General features: G+C 59.3%; 17 protein-coding genes. 5 read left to right on the forward strand and 12 right to left on the reverse strand.

Annotated elements, in window-relative coordinates:
• The 5 genes from AC3QLZ_RS12650 to AC3QLZ_RS12670 are packed head-to-tail and all read left to right on the forward strand — an operon-like array spanning position 1 to position 4,352.
• Positions 1-939: a chromate resistance protein ChrB domain-containing protein gene (locus tag AC3QLZ_RS12650; protein ID WP_014236239.1), complete on the forward strand. Its 939-nt coding sequence runs from the start codon at positions 1-3 to the stop codon at positions 937-939.
• On the forward strand, positions 936-2,300 hold the full coding sequence (gene chrA / locus AC3QLZ_RS12655; protein WP_014236240.1) for a chromate efflux transporter: 1,365 nt from the start codon (positions 936-938) through the stop codon (positions 2,298-2,300). Before AC3QLZ_RS12650 ends, chrA begins: the two co-directional genes overlap by 4 nt.
• Positions 2,297-2,692, forward strand: coding sequence for a hypothetical protein (locus AC3QLZ_RS12660; RefSeq protein ID WP_014236241.1), 396 nt, complete (start codon positions 2,297-2,299; stop codon positions 2,690-2,692). Before chrA ends, AC3QLZ_RS12660 begins: the two co-directional genes overlap by 4 nt.
• Positions 2,689-3,144 (forward strand): chromate resistance protein ChrB domain-containing protein, encoded by a 456-nt coding sequence (locus AC3QLZ_RS12665; RefSeq protein WP_014236242.1) that lies wholly within the window; start codon positions 2,689-2,691, stop codon positions 3,142-3,144. The genes AC3QLZ_RS12660 and AC3QLZ_RS12665 overlap by 4 nt, the downstream gene beginning before the upstream one ends.
• Before the next feature lie 38 nt (positions 3,145-3,182).
• The gene (locus AC3QLZ_RS12670; RefSeq protein ID WP_232058802.1) at positions 3,183-4,352 is read left to right on the forward strand and encodes an MFS transporter; all 1,170 of its coding nucleotides are present in this window, start codon (positions 3,183-3,185) and stop codon (positions 4,350-4,352) included.
• A 97-nt stretch (positions 4,353-4,449) separates the two neighbouring features.
• On the opposite strand, the gene AC3QLZ_RS12675 is transcribed toward AC3QLZ_RS12670, so the two are convergent.
• The 12 genes from AC3QLZ_RS12675 to AC3QLZ_RS12730 all read right to left on the reverse strand — a co-directional run bounded on the left by AC3QLZ_RS12675 (position 4,450) and on the right by AC3QLZ_RS12730 (position 16,117).
• Entirely contained in the window at positions 4,450-5,064 is a 615-nt protein-coding gene (locus AC3QLZ_RS12675; RefSeq protein ID WP_014236244.1) for a hypothetical protein, read from the reverse strand.
• A 108-nt stretch (positions 5,065-5,172) separates the two neighbouring features.
• On the reverse strand, positions 5,173-5,535 hold the full coding sequence (locus AC3QLZ_RS12680) for a hypothetical protein (protein WP_043797805.1): 363 nt from the start codon (positions 5,533-5,535) through the stop codon (positions 5,173-5,175).
• Positions 5,536-5,616: 81 nt separating this feature from the next.
• Positions 5,617-6,045 (reverse strand): hypothetical protein, encoded by a 429-nt coding sequence (locus AC3QLZ_RS12685; protein WP_043797807.1) that lies wholly within the window; start codon positions 6,043-6,045, stop codon positions 5,617-5,619.
• A gap of 228 nt (positions 6,046-6,273) precedes the next feature.
• Positions 6,274-6,762 (reverse strand): hypothetical protein, encoded by a 489-nt coding sequence (locus AC3QLZ_RS12690; protein WP_014236245.1) that lies wholly within the window; start codon positions 6,760-6,762, stop codon positions 6,274-6,276.
• Positions 6,759-8,594 carry a site-specific integrase gene (locus tag AC3QLZ_RS12695; RefSeq protein WP_197739017.1) on the reverse strand — a complete coding sequence of 612 codons (1,836 nt, stop codon included), beginning with the start codon at positions 8,592-8,594 and terminating at the stop codon, positions 6,759-6,761. The genes AC3QLZ_RS12690 and AC3QLZ_RS12695 overlap by 4 nt, the downstream gene beginning before the upstream one ends.
• 71 nt (positions 8,595-8,665) lie before the next feature.
• Positions 8,666-10,336, reverse strand: coding sequence for a site-specific integrase (locus tag AC3QLZ_RS12700; protein ID WP_014236247.1), 1,671 nt, complete (start codon positions 10,334-10,336; stop codon positions 8,666-8,668).
• Positions 10,336-11,460, reverse strand: a complete 1,125-nt coding sequence (locus AC3QLZ_RS12705; protein WP_014236248.1) for a tyrosine-type recombinase/integrase — start codon at positions 11,458-11,460, stop codon at positions 10,336-10,338. The genes AC3QLZ_RS12700 and AC3QLZ_RS12705 overlap by 1 nt, the downstream gene beginning before the upstream one ends.
• 312 nt (positions 11,461-11,772) lie before the next feature.
• Entirely contained in the window at positions 11,773-12,582 is an 810-nt protein-coding gene (locus AC3QLZ_RS12710) for a HoxN/HupN/NixA family nickel/cobalt transporter (RefSeq protein ID WP_014236249.1), read from the reverse strand.
• Between the two features lie 194 nt (positions 12,583-12,776).
• Positions 12,777-14,150, reverse strand: a complete 1,374-nt coding sequence (locus tag AC3QLZ_RS12715; RefSeq protein WP_014236250.1) for a sensor histidine kinase — start codon at positions 14,148-14,150, stop codon at positions 12,777-12,779.
• A 10-nt stretch (positions 14,151-14,160) separates the two neighbouring features.
• Positions 14,161-14,649 (reverse strand): nickel-responsive transcriptional regulator NikR, encoded by a 489-nt coding sequence (nikR, locus tag AC3QLZ_RS12720; RefSeq protein WP_014236251.1) that lies wholly within the window; start codon positions 14,647-14,649, stop codon positions 14,161-14,163.
• Between the two features lie 178 nt (positions 14,650-14,827).
• The gene (gene htpX, locus AC3QLZ_RS12725) at positions 14,828-15,709 is read right to left on the reverse strand and encodes a protease HtpX (protein WP_014236252.1); all 882 of its coding nucleotides are present in this window, start codon (positions 15,707-15,709) and stop codon (positions 14,828-14,830) included.
• Between the two features lie 24 nt (positions 15,710-15,733).
• Entirely contained in the window at positions 15,734-16,117 is a 384-nt protein-coding gene (locus tag AC3QLZ_RS12730; RefSeq protein WP_014236253.1) for an HPF/RaiA family ribosome-associated protein, read from the reverse strand.
• Between the last annotated feature and the right edge of the window lie 16 nt (positions 16,118-16,133).

A 16,133-nucleotide genomic window follows, 5' to 3' on the forward strand; every position in this document is an offset into this window, starting at 1 on the left:
ATGACTACATGGATCGCACTCATTACCAGCCTTCCCACCGAGAATGCCACGGCCCGCATGCGTGCCTGGCGTAGCCTCAAGGCATCGGGTGCCGCCGTCCTCCGGGATGGGGTCTATCTGATGCCGGAGCGGGAGGATTGCCGGAACACACTTGATGCCGTAGCCGCAGATGTTCGTGCTGCAGAAGGTACAGCCCTGGTCGTCCGCCTCGAGGAGCCCAGCGATGGCAACTTTGTGGTCTTCTTCGACCGCAGCGCCGACTTTGCTACTCTGCTGGGGGAGATTGCCACGGCCCGAGACACGCTCGGTCCGGACACGGTAAACGAAGCTCTGAAGCAAGCCCGCAAGCTGCGCAAGGCGTTCTCCAACCTGGTAGCCATCGATTTTTTCCCTGGAGAAGCGCAAAAGCAGGCCGATGAGGCCTTACGTGACCTTGAGCAACGAGCAGCCTGGGCTCTTTCCCCCGATGAGCCGCACCCGGTCAACGACGCTATCTCCCGCTTAAGCATTCAGGACTATCAAAAACGTCGTTGGGCAACGCGACGGCGCCCCTGGGTGGACCGGCTGGCCAGTGCCTGGCTGATTCGCCGCTACATCGATCCCCAGGCCGAACTGCTCTGGCTGGCAACGCCGGCAGATTGTCCGGCCGAGGCTCTTGGTTTTGATTTCGATGGGGCGACGTTCACCCATGTCGGCGCCCGGGTGACCTTCGAAGTGCTGCTTGCCAGCTTCGGCCTGGAAACTCCGGCTCTGCAGCGCATCGGTACCTTGGTCCATTTCCTGGATGTGGGTGGCGTACAACCGCTAGAGGCGGTGGGCATCGAAAGCACCCTGGCCGGCCTACGCGACACCATTCTCGATGATGACCAACTCCTGGCATTGGCCGGCAGTATCTTTGACGGACTACTGGCCTCCTTTGAGAAAGGATCGAAATCATGAGTACGATCCTGACAGCCGCCGATTCCACCTCGCCAGAGTCCAAACCTGCCGAAGTCAGCTTCTGGCAGGCCTTCCTGTTCTGGCTGAAGCTCGGCTTCATCAGTTTTGGCGGGCCTGCCGGGCAGATCGCCATCATGCATCAGGAGCTGGTCGAGCGCCGGCGCTGGATTTCTGAACGCCGCTTTCTGCACGCCCTCAATTACTGCATGGTGCTCCCCGGTCCGGAGGCCCAGCAGTTGGCTACCTATATCGGTTGGTTGATGCACCGCACCTGGGGTGGCATCGTCGCCGGTGGGCTATTCGTGCTGCCGTCGCTGTTCATCCTGATTGGGCTGTCGTGGATCTATATCGCGTTCGGCAATGTGCCCCTGGTGGCCGGCCTGTTCTACGGCATCAAACCGGCGGTTACCGCCATTGTCGTCCAGGCGGCCCACCGCATCGGCTCCAGGGCCCTGAAGAACAATGCCCTCTGGGCCATCGCTGCAGCATCCTTTGTGGCCATATTTGCACTCAACGTGCCGTTCCCAGCCATCGTCGCGGCGGCTGCAGCCATCGGCTACTTTGGCGGCCGTGTCGCGCCGGACAAATTCAAGGCTGGTGGCGGCCACGGCAAAGCGGATAAGTCCTTCGGCCGAGCCCTGATCGACGACGATACGCCGACGCCGGTACATGCCCGGTTCTCCTGGGGCCAGTTGGCGAAAGTCGCGCTTATCGGTGGCTTGCTGTGGCTGGTCCCGATGGGGCTGCTGACCGCCAGCTACGGATGGAGTCATACCCTGACCCAGATGGGCTGGTTCTTCACCAAGGCCGCATTGCTGACCTTTGGTGGTGCTTACGCCGTACTGCCCTATGTTTACCAGGGGGCCGTCGGGAGCTATGGCTGGCTCACCGGTCCCCAGATGATTGATGGTCTGGCCCTTGGCGAAACAACACCGGGACCGCTCATCATGGTGGTGACCTTCGTCGGCTTCGTTGGCGGCTACGTGAAGGCCGTGTTCGGCCCGGATAGCCTCTTCCTGGCCGGTGCGGTGGCGGCCATGCTGGTCACCTGGTTCACCTTCCTGCCGTCCTTCGTCTTCATCCTGATGGGCGGTCCCTTCATCGAAACGACCCACAATGACCTGAAGTTCACGGCGCCGCTCACCGCCATCACGGCCGCCGTGGTCGGCGTTATCCTGAACCTGGCCCTGTTCTTCGGTTACCACGTGCTGTGGCCGAAGGGCTTCGACGGGGCGTTCGAGTGGGTATCGGCACTGATTGCCCTAGGGGCAGCCATTGCCTTGTTCCGCTTCAAGGCGAACGTCATCCATGTCATTGGTGGCTGCGCGGTCATCGGCTTCCTGGTGAAGATGTTCCTGTGAGCCTCGGCATGGGAACGGCACGGTGGGTAGGGGTCGCTGTGCTGGTGACGGCTATCAACGCTGCTGCTGCCGACAGAGGCTGGGTATTGCTCCAGGGCAAGGTGCTGGCCCAAGCCCTGTCCAACCAGGATTTCGGTGATGGCGTCCACTTTGCCTACCAATTTCTCAGTGGTGGGGAGTTGCGCGGCATGAATATGGGCAAGCCTGCCAGGGGAAATTGGCGGGTCATTGGCAATGAGCTTTGCTGGCACTGGACGAGGCCCAAAGAACCAGAGGAGTGTTACCAGGTACGCCAGCGAGGACAGGCTGTCCGTCTCTATTTGGATGGTCAGGAAGTGCTTTCCGGCAACCTGACCCCGTTACCCGCCAATCTGAAGGAGATGCCCCAATGAAATGGATCACGCGAGAAAGACCCAAGATTGATCGTATCGCCTGTCCCTGGCTGATAAGCCGGTTTGTCGACGAGAGTCCGGAATTCCTCTACGTCCCCGCAGGTGAAGTGATGCGCATTGCGGCCGAGACCGGTGCCACCCCCTACGACGTGCCCAACACCGAATTGGGCCACCATGGCGACCAGTGCAGCTTCGATGCCTTCATCGGAAAGTACAAGCTTGAGGATGCCGCACTCAACAAGCTGGCCCTCATCGTGCGCGGCGCCGACTGCGGTCAGCCACAACTGGCCAAGGAAGCGGCTGGTCTATTGGCCATTTCAAAGGGTCTGTCTCTGAATTTCAGCGACGATCACGAGATGCTGGCCCACGGCATGGTCATCTACGATGCGCTCTACGCCTGGTGCGCCGATACCCCGCTGAAGAAAATAGGCCGGTTTCTGGGGTTGAAGTGACTGGCCGCTGGTTGCTGCCTGAAGGTGTAGACCGGGTAGTGCTGCCGCTCCTGGTGGGCAAGGCCCTGCGGGCATTTGCCGATGGCTATGTGGCAGTTCTCCTTCCAGCCTATCTGCTGGCGCTCGGTTTCGGCACCCTGGATGTCGGCATCCTGAGTACAACGACCTTGCTGGGTTCGGCATTCGCCACCCTGGCGGTGGGGGCCTGGGGCCATCGCTTCCATCACCGGAACCTGCTGCTGGGCGCCGCGCTGCTGATGCTGGGGACCGGGCTCTCCTTTGCCTCTTTGTCAGCATTCCTGCCCCTGCTCCTGGTCGCTTTCGTCGGCACCCTCAATCCGAGTTCTGGGGATGTCAGCGTGTTTCTGCCCCTCGAACATGCCCGGTTGGCCGAATCGGGCCAGGGTACTGCCCGCACCACCTTGTTCGCCCGCTACTCCCTGCTTGGAGCCCTGTTTGCTGCGTTGGGGGCGCTGGCCTCAGGCATTCCCCAGCTACTGGTATCGGTGCTGGGGATCGAGCTGCTATCAGGGTTCCGGGTGATGTTCGTGCTCTACGGGCTGGTGGGTGGCACGGTATGGCTGCTGTATCGACGGATGCCGGCACCCCGGCGGGAGTGCGCGGTGGCCGCTCCGCAGGCGCTCGGCGAGTCGAAGGGCGTTGTTGTCCGGCTGGCGCTGCTGTTCTCCCTGGACTCCTTTGCGGGAGGGCTGGCCATCAATGCCTTGATGGCCCTTTGGTTCTTTCAGCGTTTTGAGTTGTCGCTGGCTGCCGCGGGGAGCTTCTTCTTCTGGGCTGGGCTGTTGTCCGCTGTGTCCCAGCTAATCGCACCGAAGGTCGCCGAGCGCATTGGCCTGGTGAATACAATGGTATTCACCCACATTCCCGCCAGCATCTGTCTCATCGCCGCGGCATTTGCCCCGGGTCTCGAGCTGGCATTCGCATTGTTGTTTATCCGGGCGTTGCTGTCTCAGATGGACGTACCGGTTCGAAGCGCTTTCGTAATGGCGGTGGTGACACCGGCCGAGCGTGCAGCTGCGGCAAGTTTTACTGCGGTCCCACGCAGTTTGGCTTCTGCCATCAGCCCAACGATTGGTGGGGCAATGTTTGCAGCGGGATGGCTTGCAGCGCCTCTGGTTGCCTGTGGAGCGTTGAAAATTTGCTATGACTTAATGCTTTGGAAAGCATTTCGACAACGAGACCCATAACGAAGTGGATTTGTCTCTCGGGCCTCAGAAGGAGCCGAAGTCGGCAATCAAAATTGGGCAGATGCAAGGGCCCTTATCGGAATTTCAACAATAGGCTTCATTGGACGGGCAACAGAATAACAAGGCTTTCTAGCTCCAAAGACTCTCGGTTGAACCATGTCACCTTTAGGTCACCGTTGTCTTGCAGTTCCAAGAAGAGGCCGGTTGCGACACGCGGACCATCAAGTTTTTCGTTCCGGATTGCTTCAATCAACCTTGGCATATGGGAAACGAAGAGCGCAATTTGATAAGCAAGTAGGTCGGCGTCGTCAACGGAAAGCGTAAGTCGAACACCGAAATAGTCGTTCGGAATGGGGAGAGCGACCACGATGTCGGTTCGCTCTGGAAGTTTCTTCTTTAGGCGAACAACCTTCTCCGCGAACAACTTCACCTTGTTTGCCGCGCCTACCACGAGCGCCGTCGCCTTTGCGCGGTTCTTCCACGATTCCTTTGCCGCTTCCTTCACGATCTCCGCCATATACAAAGCCGCGGCAGCCGAGAAAAGGCTAATCCACCAACTTGAATCGGCAATCAGGTGAATCCACGACGGTGGCTCAGCAGATAGGAGAGCAACGCGTCCATCTTCGATCTCAAATTCGAATTCTGGACCAACGTCTTCGCCAAATTCCTTGAGAGGTTGAATCGGTACATCTGCAGTGGAGAGCGCTCTCATAGCCTATGAAACCTCGCGTCGAAATTGAGCGGCCTGCGCATCTTTTCGCGCAGGTCCGCTCGAATGTAGTGGTAGGGGGCGTATTGGTATTGATGACACGAAGCGCCCTCAACGACTGAAGTGCCGAAGCATGAGATCGCCGTACCCCCAGACAAATGCACCCCAGATAGCAACGAACGTAATGATCCAGCTAACGGTACCGTGCTGTTTGTTGAACAGGCGGAAGAGTGCCCACGACTCGGAGAATGTTCCACCACGGATGGATTCGAAGAAGTTGTTGATTCTGAGTTGGGCAAAGACGCAGAAGACCGAAGTGATTGCACCGCTGCGCTGAAACCACGAAGCAAGAGGTTCAGATTCCGGCTTTAGCACCGCGGCAGCCGCCAACACCTCCGCCAAAACCGCGACAAAACACAACGACAGGATGAACAGCAATTCCAGTCTAAGGCGGGTCTCAACGGCGATGGTCACTTGTGCCCCTAACGTTGAAGGCAAGGGGCGGCCCACTTGCGGGACGTCCCAGCAGCCGAAGGCTGCGCCTTGAACGTGGTGTTAGGCTCCACCACTCAGCACCTCTGCGATATCTTGACGTGCGACAGCGATGAATGCCTCTTTCAGTTTGAAGAAGTCAGCAACTTCCTTCGCAGGCTGCGCACTATGACTGGTAATGACGTAGTCGGCCAATTTCTTCGCCGCCTCCACGACCATACCGGATGCGACAAGTGAAACCTCCGCGAACTTTCCGTTCAGCATGTTTAGATCGGCAAGGGATGAAATTTTCTCTTCTCTCGCCTGAACTACGAGTCGTTGCGTTTCAACTAGAAACTCCGCGTAAAGTTTGTGGCGAATAGTGCTTTGTTCTTTCGCAAGCGCAAGTTTCCATTCGTGGTTCTTTACACTGCGGCTCGCCAAGTAGTTTATGAACCCACCAATCAACACCCCCGAGAGGGTACCGAGTACGGCGATAGTTTCAGACGGCATAGTGGAGCCTAACAGTTAATAGACGGACCCATGGGTCCGTCTATGCGTAATCGTACGGACATGAGAAAAATGCCGGGAACCTTGAACTAGCGACGATTCTCGCGCCTTGTGGCCGAAATATGATTTACGAAAAAGGAGATGGAGTCGCAAGTATCTATCCATCTTGCATTTGGCTCAAGGCGAGCGTCTGCTCGATGTGAAATTCACAGTATTCATGCGAATACTCACCTAACCTTCCCTTGGACTTTCGCTGATTAAAGAGACTTTTCTATTTTCTGCCCGGAGGTTGGCGATCAAGGAATCCTTCTCTTTCAACAAATCCTCCAGCTCTTGAATACGTTGCTGGAGCGCGTAATTCTCCCGGGCAATCTTCAACAGATTGGACTGCTCCAGTTCCAGAAGCTCCCGGTATTCCTTCTTTCGTTCCTCTGCCTTTGCAAGCGCGGATGTCTTGATCTTCAACTTCGACTGGGCATCAGTGTCGTTGATGCGCTGAATCTCGGACAATATCTCCCGGTGGTACCGATACAGTGTGGAACGCTCCACTCCAGCCTCTTGAGCAACGCTGGCGGCGGTCAGGCGAGACCCAACCCTTACCTGATCGGGATGTCCGCCAACAATGCGCTGTATTGCCAAGTTCAGGGCTTGTCGCGTCAGCTTGATCGAATTTTCCTTATGGGCCTGTAGCGCTTGCGGGTTCCCAGCATTATTGCTCATTGAGGTATTTCCAATTTGGCGATGACATCAAGGGCCTTATTCAGGATTCGCTGGGACCGGGTTTTACCAGGCAGCCCCAGATCCGACATGTCTAAAGCCGTTTGCTGCTGAAGAGCAATTTCCTTCCAGACCGGAAGGTGCTCAGGGCCGATCATCCCGTAGGCGCAATCGACGCACATGTCTGCCTCAAAAACACACAGGCCACCACAACTTGTCCCCTTGGCATTGCCGATGCACCAACTGTGGCCGGTCCCATTTAGGGTGATGCTTGACGAAATCTGTTGCAACAAGGACTGCTTATTCTTGGCAGTTTTGATGGTCTGGCGTAGATCGGCAAGCATGATGTCGCCGTTGGCCAGGGGAGCGTCTGTCATCAGGTAATTGTGTAGAACGCTCTCCTGCTTTTCTGTCTTGCTCCGCAATATTTCCGTGAGTAGGTCTGTATCCGTCTGGTAGGCATCGGAGGCTCCGCTGGTATATAGCAGCGTCATGTCAATGGACCAGTGACCAAAATGCTCTCGGAGATAGTGGAGATCGCCCAGCTCGGCTGAGGCGACGAAATAGGCATAGGTTCTGCGGAATTGATGGGATGAAAGCCGCCAATATTTGCCGTCGTCTCCCAGAATATTGAAATGTGGACAGAAGTTCTGGAGGCGTCGATGAATGGTGCTTTTGCTGAGCACTCCTACTAAATGACCCACACAGGGGGCGCATCCCAGGAAGAGCCCATCCCGGTCCTTTCTGGCGGTGTGCAGGCGTTTGAGTTGGCGTTTGTGGAAGGTCGAGCCCGGAATGGACATGTCGAGTTGCTGTTCAAATTGGGAAATCTGCTCCTCGATCTGAATTGCATACGGTTGTCGATACCACTCCATTACACGAACTGCGGTCTCAACAATTGGCGGGACGAGCCATTTGTGCGGCTTTATTCCAGTCTTGAAGATTGTGCCGTGAAGCCAGATGAGATCAATGCCATCGTCCGCTTTGTCATGAGCGATGCACCCCCTTTTTAGGGATAGCGTTTCGGAATCCCGGATTCCGGAGAACATGGCAATCACGATATAGCAGGAATCCCGGAGATAACTCAGTTCTGCACTGAGGTCACGAGAGCCCTCAAAACCCAATTCCCGGGCTAGTGGTATTCGGATATTGGTGGCTTGGAATCCCTCTTTGTTAGCCACCGCCTGCTCCAGGGCATCCCGAGTGCTTAAGATATGGGGAGCTAGGTTGGTGACGTAATTTATTGCGACTTCGGCTAGCTGGCGAACCGTGCGCTCTGGGATTCGTAGTGTCTTGATGGTTCGACCTTTGGCTCGTTCTCCTGACAGAGTGAAACCGGATTCATCAGGCCATGGATGTGTAGGTAAGGCATCGGCCAGCTTTTCACGTTGAAGATATAGCTCCTCCAAAACTATCAACCGCCTTGCATGCCAGCCCTTGGCTGTCGGTTTGCCTGTTCTCTGATTAATCTTGGCAATGGGGACATATTCCAGGGCTCTTCCCTCTATATCCCTGAACTGTCGCATGCCTCGGGACGCCATCCAGCGCAATAGGGGCGTTAGCGCTACCACATGGGCAATCACGGTTGCCATTCGCGGTCGTTGGCGCCCATCGATAGGGTCTATAAACAAGGACCAGGTAAAGTCCTTGGTACTTTCCAGCAGGGGGGCATGCTGGTGGTCAGTGAGAAATTCACCAGGTGCGATCTCAATGCGCCAGTTGATCCGCTTTTCACTATCCCTAGCGTTGTTTTGCGGGATGTAAGGCCAGAAGTCCCAGATTTCGTCCTCATACCGGGACACCACGACGGACTCACCCAGATCCGTCTTCGCCATAGAGACCGGAGTTCTGGCCTTTTCTGCGGATGAAAGCGCTCGAATGGGCTTCGCAGGATTAGCTAGTGTGCTCATATCAGGGGGGCGTCATTGCGCCAGGCAGGATGCGGTGTGGATTGGGCTCGCTGGCGGGCTTCCGCCACTACGGCAGAATCAAACTGCACCGCAATTTGTTCGTCGATAGTTCTTATGACTGGTCCGAATGTTTTCATCCACTGGTGGGGAGGAATCTTGGGGCGCTCAGCCAGGAGACGGAAATAGAAGCTGTATAGGCGGTAAAGGTCGTCCTCAAACACCACCATGCTGGGGCAGCGAAAGCAGGCCAGGAATTTTCCGCAGACCTGGTCCGCTTCGCGAAATGGATTCCGACAGCGGGCAATCGATGTGTTGTAGCCACCGGTGAGCAGCTCAGTTGCGTTCCGAAGAGGAATCTCTCCATCTGCTGCTAAGCGGATAGCTAAGGTTTCATCTCTGCTGGTGGCCCAGCCCACCATGGCCTGGCCAATGAAGGCATGGTTGCGAACAGCCTCGGGAGTGACTGGTGGAATGTAGCGTTGGATGGTCAGGAGAATGGAACTATGGCCAAGGGCTTGTTGTAGCTTACGTAGGTCGCGATGACGTAGGTAGTAATTCAGCGCAAATGTCGGTCTGAGGCGTGCGATGCTCAGGTTCAAGGGGGCGCCTCGGTCGTCAAATAGCTCATGTCGATTGACAAAGCTTTTGAGTGCATTGCGCACCTGAACTTCGTCGAAACGAACAACATTTCCGCGACGTCGTGAGTACGTGACGTCGGCCAAACGGCAGAGAAAAACGAATGGGCGATCTGCTTCGTCAGCGTCTGACACAAAGCGCTCTGTGTATTGCTGTAGCTGCCGGAGATAATCTCCCACCATTTTGGTAATGGGTGTTGCAGTTTCCTCCGGTGTATTTTTGGGAAGGGATATGGTGCGCGTGGTATACCCACGGCGCTTCTCCAAGACCAGTAAGTCTCGATCCGGAAGAAAGCTGCGCAGGCTATCCCGGCGCATTTCCAGGAGGGGGGTCATATTCACGCCGCAGGTCAAAACGGTGATGACGGCATGAACTGCCAAGACTTGATGAGATGAGAGGGCTTCCGGATTTGCGTTGAATAGGGCCAGATCTTCTGCGCAGGCAGCAATGATCCGCTCTTGCTCCCCTGCAGAGTAACCTTCTCGTCGCGGTATCCGCTTATTGGAGTTGGGATAGGGATTCTTGGGGAAATTCAGGTTAGGGTTGATGGACTCTGGCACATGTTGCCGGCGATTTTTGAGTATTGATTTGATACCGGCATAGGTCGCATTACAGGCGGATACAGACCACGGTAACCCCTTGTTCTTTCCGTGTTGAACGGTCTGTAGGGCCAACCATGCTACAAATTGCATGATGATTAGCCGGTCGACCTGTTCCAGAGTAGTCACTACTTGGCCGGATTGCTCCAGGTCATCCAGGAAGTGCCAGAAGCAACGAATACCGCTATTGAAATAGGTCATCAGTGATTTGCCGGCAGAGACAAAACGCAGAGACCAAATGGCATCTCGCATTTGCTCGGCCAACGGCTCACGGCCTCGGGCCCGGTGGCTTGTGAAGTCGAAGTGATACTCCGCGCCACTGTGTACACAGCGAATGGTGAACGCCCATCCTGGAGGGAGGTCGATGATCTGCTTTTCTGGGGTCAGATCGATGTGGGTATTGCGATCAACCCGCTTACGCCGGATCGCCATCAGACACAATCCTCTTGGAGCAGTTTGCAGATGTCAGCTTGGTAGCCATCCAAGGCTGTGTGATCTACCAGACTGGCTGTGTGTATATAGATTTGTGTCGTTGCCAAACTGCTGTGTCCCATGCGTTCCATGACCCAAAACAGAGCGCTTTCCTTACTCTTGAATTGACTCATCCGGATAAATTCGTAGGTGCCATACGTGTGACGCAGCATGTGTGGTGTGCATTTGATTCCTGATTTCTCTGAGGCCTTCTTGAAGGCGTTGTTTATTCCGCCCAGGCTGATTGGCTCTCCATATGCTGTCAGGAAGACCCGGTTGCTCTCAGGACCAACGTGCCGTTTACGGTAGCGCTTAGCCAGCGAAGATCTCTCATAAATTACGTAGTTCCATAACTGGACAGCTAGGTCATAAGGGACAGATACCCATCGGGGTTTTCTGCCCTTTGTTGTACGTAGCGTCATCGCGAGAGGCTTACCTGGTGGATGGCCAGATGGATTGGGAATGTCCTCCAACTCCAAGGTTGCAACCTCTTCCCTACGAAGTCCCGAAAACCACATCAAGTAGGCCATTAGGCGGTTACGTCGCGGGGTTAGCGCGGTGACGAACAGCCTGGCCTTGTCGGCTGTTAGAAATTTTGGTTGTGGCTTAAATGAACGTAACTTCAGTTCATTGGCTTGGACTTGATTTCCCTTGGCATCAATGTGCGCCAGAAATCCCTTCGGCCGGGATACCCGAACGTCCTCCATATAGAAGGGGAGGGAAGAGATTTTCTGTGAGCGCAAGGCCCATTTGTAGAAGTTGGATACAGCCCCCACACGGTGGTTGACCGTAGAGCGGCGACATCCTCGTGAAAGCATGGAGTCCCGCCAGGCTGCTAGATGAGTGCTTCTTATCCTGTCCCAGGAAATCTCTATGGTTTCCAGGAAGCTGAAGAATTCATAGAGGTGATTTCCATAGGTCTGCCAAGTCTTCGGGGACGATGTTCTTCCCCTAACTACGGCGACGTGGAAGAGATATTCATTTGGCGCTGTGACAAGCGCCATTTGGTCGTCAATGAGAAATGGGATGCCTGGGTATGGCTGTCCGTGTACCGTGAAGGTTGGGTCGGTGAGGAATAAGTGCATATCGATCCAGGCAGTAGTAATCCAGTTGTCCAGAATGGCAACTTGGAGAACCGTAACTGTAAGGACCTTTTTTTTCTACAGAGGCAACACTCTGCAGGTCTCTTAACACGTCCAGGGTCGGCATGCCTGCGGCCCCTGCCTGGAGGGGCAATAGCAGCGCGGCTCCCGGCAGGGCGCCGGCCAGCAGGGCCGTCCTTATTGCCGCCTGGAGGCGATGGTTTTTGCCAGGTGTGACGATATTATTATTTTTCATATCCGGGGACGAGAGCATTGGCAGGTGGTTGGATGACAGCGCAGGATCGGGCGGGCGGTTCAGGCCGGCAGGGGCCGGCGGGCGAGGCGCAGGGCGAGCAGGAAGCTGGCGGCGATGATGCACACCAGGGAGAAGCCGAAGGCCAGTTCCTTGCCGTCGCTCCAGGCTTCCACCGCGGGGGAGAGCATCTTGGCGGCGCCGAAGGCGGCCACCAGCAGGCTGACGGCGGAGACCACCAGGCCCATGACCCGGGAGGCCACCAGGGCCACCGTGTCGGCCCGGGCGATGAGGCGGGAGATCCACAGGCCGTTGATGCCGTCGGTGATGAGCATGCCCAGCATGAACAGCAGGGAAAGGCCCAGGGCGTGTTCCCAGCCGCCGTGGCGGGTGGCGGTGAAGGCGAAGAGGGCGGCCTGGGACAGGGTGTCGAAGGAGAGGGCGAAGAGGGCGCCGACGGCAGCCACCAGCAGGGGGTGGCCGGCTTCGGTGAGGCGGCCGAGGAAACGGCCCTTGATGCCGGCGGGGCGCACCATCTCGCCCGGAGCGGCGGCCAGCACGGCCCGCAGGTTCACGGCGCCGAGCAGGGTGAGGAAGGCGATGGAGATGAGGCCGCCCACCCATTCGAACCATTCGGGCACCTGCCACACGTCTGCCAGGGTGCCGACCGCCAGGGCGATGGCGACCACGATGGCGCCGTGGCCGAGGGAAAAGAGGGTGCCGCAGTAGCGCGCCAGGCCCGGGTTGCGCCGGCTGTTGAAGCGGGTGAGGCCGTCGATGGTGGCCAGGTGGTCGGCGTCGAAGCCGTGCTTCATGCCCAGGATCAACACCAGGGAAGCGAGGGCGAGCCAGTTGTCGGGCAGGGTATCCACGGGCCGTGAGGGGGCCGCCGGCGGGCGGCAGAAGGTTAGAAAGTGTGAAGAATAAACTTTCCGTCACACGATTGGGGTTGACCTGGATCAGAAAGCGGCAGGGAAATCCGGGGCGACGGACTCAATCCGCTCCATGGCCGGCCGGGCTGAGGTCGAGGGCAGGTGTACCGGCGGCAGGGCGCCGCCGGGGGGGGTCAGGCGGCGGGGAGGTCCCGGGGCAGGGTCAGGCGGAATACGGCGCCGCCTTCGGGATGGTTGCTGGCGACGATGCGGCCGCCGTGGCGTTCGACGATGCCGTAGGAGATGGAGAGACCCAGGCCCGTGCCTTCCCCCACCGGCTTGGTGGTGAAGAAGGGGTCGAAGAGATGGCCCAGGGCTTCGTCGGGAATGCCGGGGCCGTTGTCGTGGAAGATCAGGCGCAGTTCCCGGTCCCCCAGTTCGCCGCTGATCAGCAGCTCTCCCCCGGGCTGGGCGGCGGTGGCCTGCAGGGCGTTCTGCACCAGGTTCATCACCACCTGCTGCAGCTGCCCCGGGGAGCCCCGCAGGGGCAGCTCTGCCGGCAGCTCGGTGCGCACGGTAAAGCTGGGCGGGGCACTCTTGGCCACCCAGCGCACCGCCCGCTGCACCACCTCGGCCAGGTTGAAACGTTCCGCCGCCTCCCGGTCCAAGGCGGAGAAGCGCTTCAGGCCGTCCACGATGTCCCGGGTGCGCTCGGCCCCTTCGATCATGCCGTCGATAAGGGGCGACATGTCTTCCAGGATGCGGTCGATGCGTAGTTCGCTGCGCAGTTCCTCCAGTTCCGGGATGCAGTCGCAGCCCCGGTTGTGTACCGCTTCCAGATAGGTTTCCAGGCGTCCGGCGTAGCGCTTCAGGGCCAGCACATTGCCCAGCACGAAGCTGATGGGGTTGTTCAGCTCGTGGGCCACCCCGGCCACCAGGCGGCCGAGGGAGGCCATCTTCTCCGAGTGCAGCAGCTGCTGCTGGGTGCGCTTCAAGTCCTCGTGGGTCTGCCGCAGTTCCCGGTAGGCCCGGCGCAGTTCCCCCACCGGGCGGCCGGTGACCACCATGCCGATCAGCTTGCCGGTGCCGGAGAGGCGGGGCGTCCAGTTGAAGGAAACGGGCACGGCGCCGCCATCCTCGGCCTGCAGGGGCAGCTCCACGTCCTGGGCGCCGTCGTGGCTGTGGCTGGCGAAGAAGCTGCGGGCCTTGTCCCGGGCCTTGTCGTCGGCGAAGAGGTCGAAGATGGAAGTGCCCTTGAGGGTCGGCTCGTCTCGTCCGGTGTAGCGCTGGAAGGCCGGGTTCACCTCCTCGATGGCACCGTGGCGGTCGCACACCACCAGGATGTCGGACATGGAGGCGAGGATGCTGGCGATGAAGCGGTGGGACTCCTCCAGGGCGGCGTTGTTCTGCTCCAGGGCCACTTCGTACTGCAGCAGGTCGTTGTAGACCTCGTCCATTTTCTGGATCACCTCGATCCACACCTTCTCGTTCACCCCCTCCAGCAGCTGGGCCGGCTCGGGCAGCAGGCTGCCGTCGAGCAGGGGGCGGGCGGGACGCTTGGCGGTCATGGTGGCGGGACTAGCGGCTGGGCTTCAGGTGCAGGTGGCGATAGCCGTGGCCGTGGGCATGGCTGTGCTTGTGGCTGTGCTGCTTCTGGCTCTCGTCCAGTTCCACGGTGACCAGGTTGAGCTGGCCGTGGCGCACGCCGCGCTCCGCCATGAGGGCCTGGGCGAAGGCCCGCACGTCCTCCGTCGGGCCCTTGAGGATGGTGCTCTCGATGCAGTGCTCGTGGTCCAGGTGGGCGTGCAGGGTGGACACGGTGAGGTCGTGGTGGTCGTGCTGGATGGAAGTGAGGCGCTCAGCCAATTCCCGCTCGTGGTGGTTGTAGACGTAGGAGAGGTTGGCGACGCAGTGATCCGATTCCTTGCGCGCCTGGCGCCAGGTTTCCAGCTGGGAGCGGAGGATGTCGCGCACTGCCTCGGAGCGGTTGCTGTAGCCCCGGGCGGCGATGAGGGCGTCGAATTCCCGGGCCAGGTCCTCGTCCAGGGAAATGGTGATGCGTTCCATGCGTTCTCCCTCGCCGGCGGGCGGAAGGCCGCGGAATGCGGCAGGCCGGCGCAATGCCCGCCAGTCTACCAAAAGGCACCGGGCTTCACGGCGGCGCCGGGGTCTTTGCTGCAAAAGAAAAGGCCCGCCGGAGCGGGCCTGGGGATGCGGTGCGCCGCCATGGGCAGCGCCTCGATGCTCAGCCGCGTTGCTGCAGGGCGGCGATGCGCTCCTCGATGGGCGGGTGGCTGGAGAAGAGGCTCATCCAGCCCTTGCCGCCGGCGATGCCGGAGGCCGCCATATTGGCCGGCAGGGGCTCGGGGGACAAGCCGCCGAGACGCTGCAGGGCCGCCATCATGGGGCGCGGGTTGTTGCCCATGAGCCGGGCGGCGCCGGCATCGGCCCGGAATTCCCGCTGGCGGGAGAAGTACATGACGATCATGGAAGCGAGGATGCCGAAAACGATGTCGCACACCACCACCGTCACCATGTAGCCGAGCCCGGGGCCGGAGGATTCCTCGTTGTCCTTGCGCAGGAAGCTGTCCACCAGATAGCCGACCACCCGGGCCAGGAAGAAGACGAAGGTGTTCACCACGCCCTGGATCAGGGTCAGGGTCACCATGTCGCCGTTGGCCACGTGGGCCACCTCGTGGGCCAGCACCGCCTCCACTTCCTCCCTGCTCATGGACTGAAGCAGGCCGGTGGACACGGCCACCAGGGAGTTGTTGCGGCTGGGGCCGGTGGCGAAGGCGTTGGCCTCGCCCTCGTAGATGGCCACTTCCGGCATGGGCAGGCCGGCGTTCTTGGCCAGGCGGGCGACGGTGTCCACCAGCCAGGCTTCGGTGGGGTTACGCGGCTGCTCGATGACCTGGGCGCCGGTGCTCCACTTGGCCATGGGCTTGGACAGCCACAGGGAAATGAAGGAGCCGCCGAAGCCCATCACCGCGGCGAACCCCAGCAGCATGGGCAGGTTGAGGCCGTTGGCGGTGAGGAAACGGTTGAGGCCCAGCAGGTTGATGACCAGGCCCAGGACCACCATGATGGCCAGGTTGGTGGCAAGGAAGATCAGAACGCGTTTCATGGCATTGCTCCGGTAAAGACTGGATCAGAAGGCAGGTTGCAGATTGAGCTCCGCCTCTTCCGCGGCGGGCAGGCGGCGGGCCAGACGGCCCTGGCGGCGCAGGGGGGCGACGCTACGCCGCAGGGTCCGGGCCAGGGCCTGGGCAGCCCGGTGGGCGGCGCCGTCGATGGCGGCCCGCAGGTCGCCGGCCACGTCGCTGACCACCAGCGGGGCCTGGCCGTCCACTTCCACCTGGATGCGGCACAGCTTGTCCACGCCGCCGCGGTGGCCGTTGCGGTCCATCAGGCGCACGGTGACGGCGCGGATGCGATGGCGGCTGCGGTCCAGGGCGAAGCCGAGGCGATGGGCGACGTAGCTGCGGATCTCGGCACCGATGTCGATGCGACGGGCGATGATGGTGGGTTGCATGGCGTCCTCCTGTGGC

The organism is Azospira sp. MPR-LB4 (assembly GCF_058809525.1).

Bases quoted from the DNA above. Each gene is read 5' to 3' on its own strand.
- AC3QLZ_RS12650 (WP_014236239.1), top strand. From the start codon at position 1: ATGACTACATGGATCGCACTCATTACCAGCCTTCCCACCGAGAATGCC.
- chrA (WP_014236240.1), top strand. From the start codon at position 936: ATGAGTACGATCCTGACAGCCGCCGATTCCACCTCGCCAGAGTCCAAA.
- AC3QLZ_RS12665 (WP_014236242.1), top strand. From the start codon at position 2,689: ATGAAATGGATCACGCGAGAAAGACCCAAGATTGATCGTATCGCCTGT.
- AC3QLZ_RS12675 (WP_014236244.1), bottom strand. From the start codon at position 5,064: ATGAGAGCGCTCTCCACTGCAGATGTACCGATTCAACCTCTCAAGGAA.
- AC3QLZ_RS12685 (WP_043797807.1), bottom strand. From the start codon at position 6,045: ATGCCGTCTGAAACTATCGCCGTACTCGGTACCCTCTCGGGGGTGTTG.
- AC3QLZ_RS12690 (WP_014236245.1), bottom strand. From the start codon at position 6,762: ATGAGCAATAATGCTGGGAACCCGCAAGCGCTACAGGCCCATAAGGAA.
- AC3QLZ_RS12695 (WP_197739017.1), bottom strand. From the start codon at position 8,594: ATGGCGAAGACGGATCTGGGTGAGTCCGTCGTGGTGTCCCGGTATGAG.
- AC3QLZ_RS12700 (WP_014236247.1), bottom strand. From the start codon at position 10,336: ATGGCGATCCGGCGTAAGCGGGTTGATCGCAATACCCACATCGATCTG.
- AC3QLZ_RS12705 (WP_014236248.1), bottom strand. From the start codon at position 11,460: ATGCACTTATTCCTCACCGACCCAACCTTCACGGTACACGGACAGCCA.
- AC3QLZ_RS12715 (WP_014236250.1), bottom strand. From the start codon at position 14,150: ATGACCGCCAAGCGTCCCGCCCGCCCCCTGCTCGACGGCAGCCTGCTG.
- nikR (WP_014236251.1), bottom strand. From the start codon at position 14,649: ATGGAACGCATCACCATTTCCCTGGACGAGGACCTGGCCCGGGAATTC.
- htpX (WP_014236252.1), bottom strand. From the start codon at position 15,709: ATGAAACGCGTTCTGATCTTCCTTGCCACCAACCTGGCCATCATGGTG.
- AC3QLZ_RS12730 (WP_014236253.1), bottom strand. From the start codon at position 16,117: ATGCAACCCACCATCATCGCCCGTCGCATCGACATCGGTGCCGAGATC.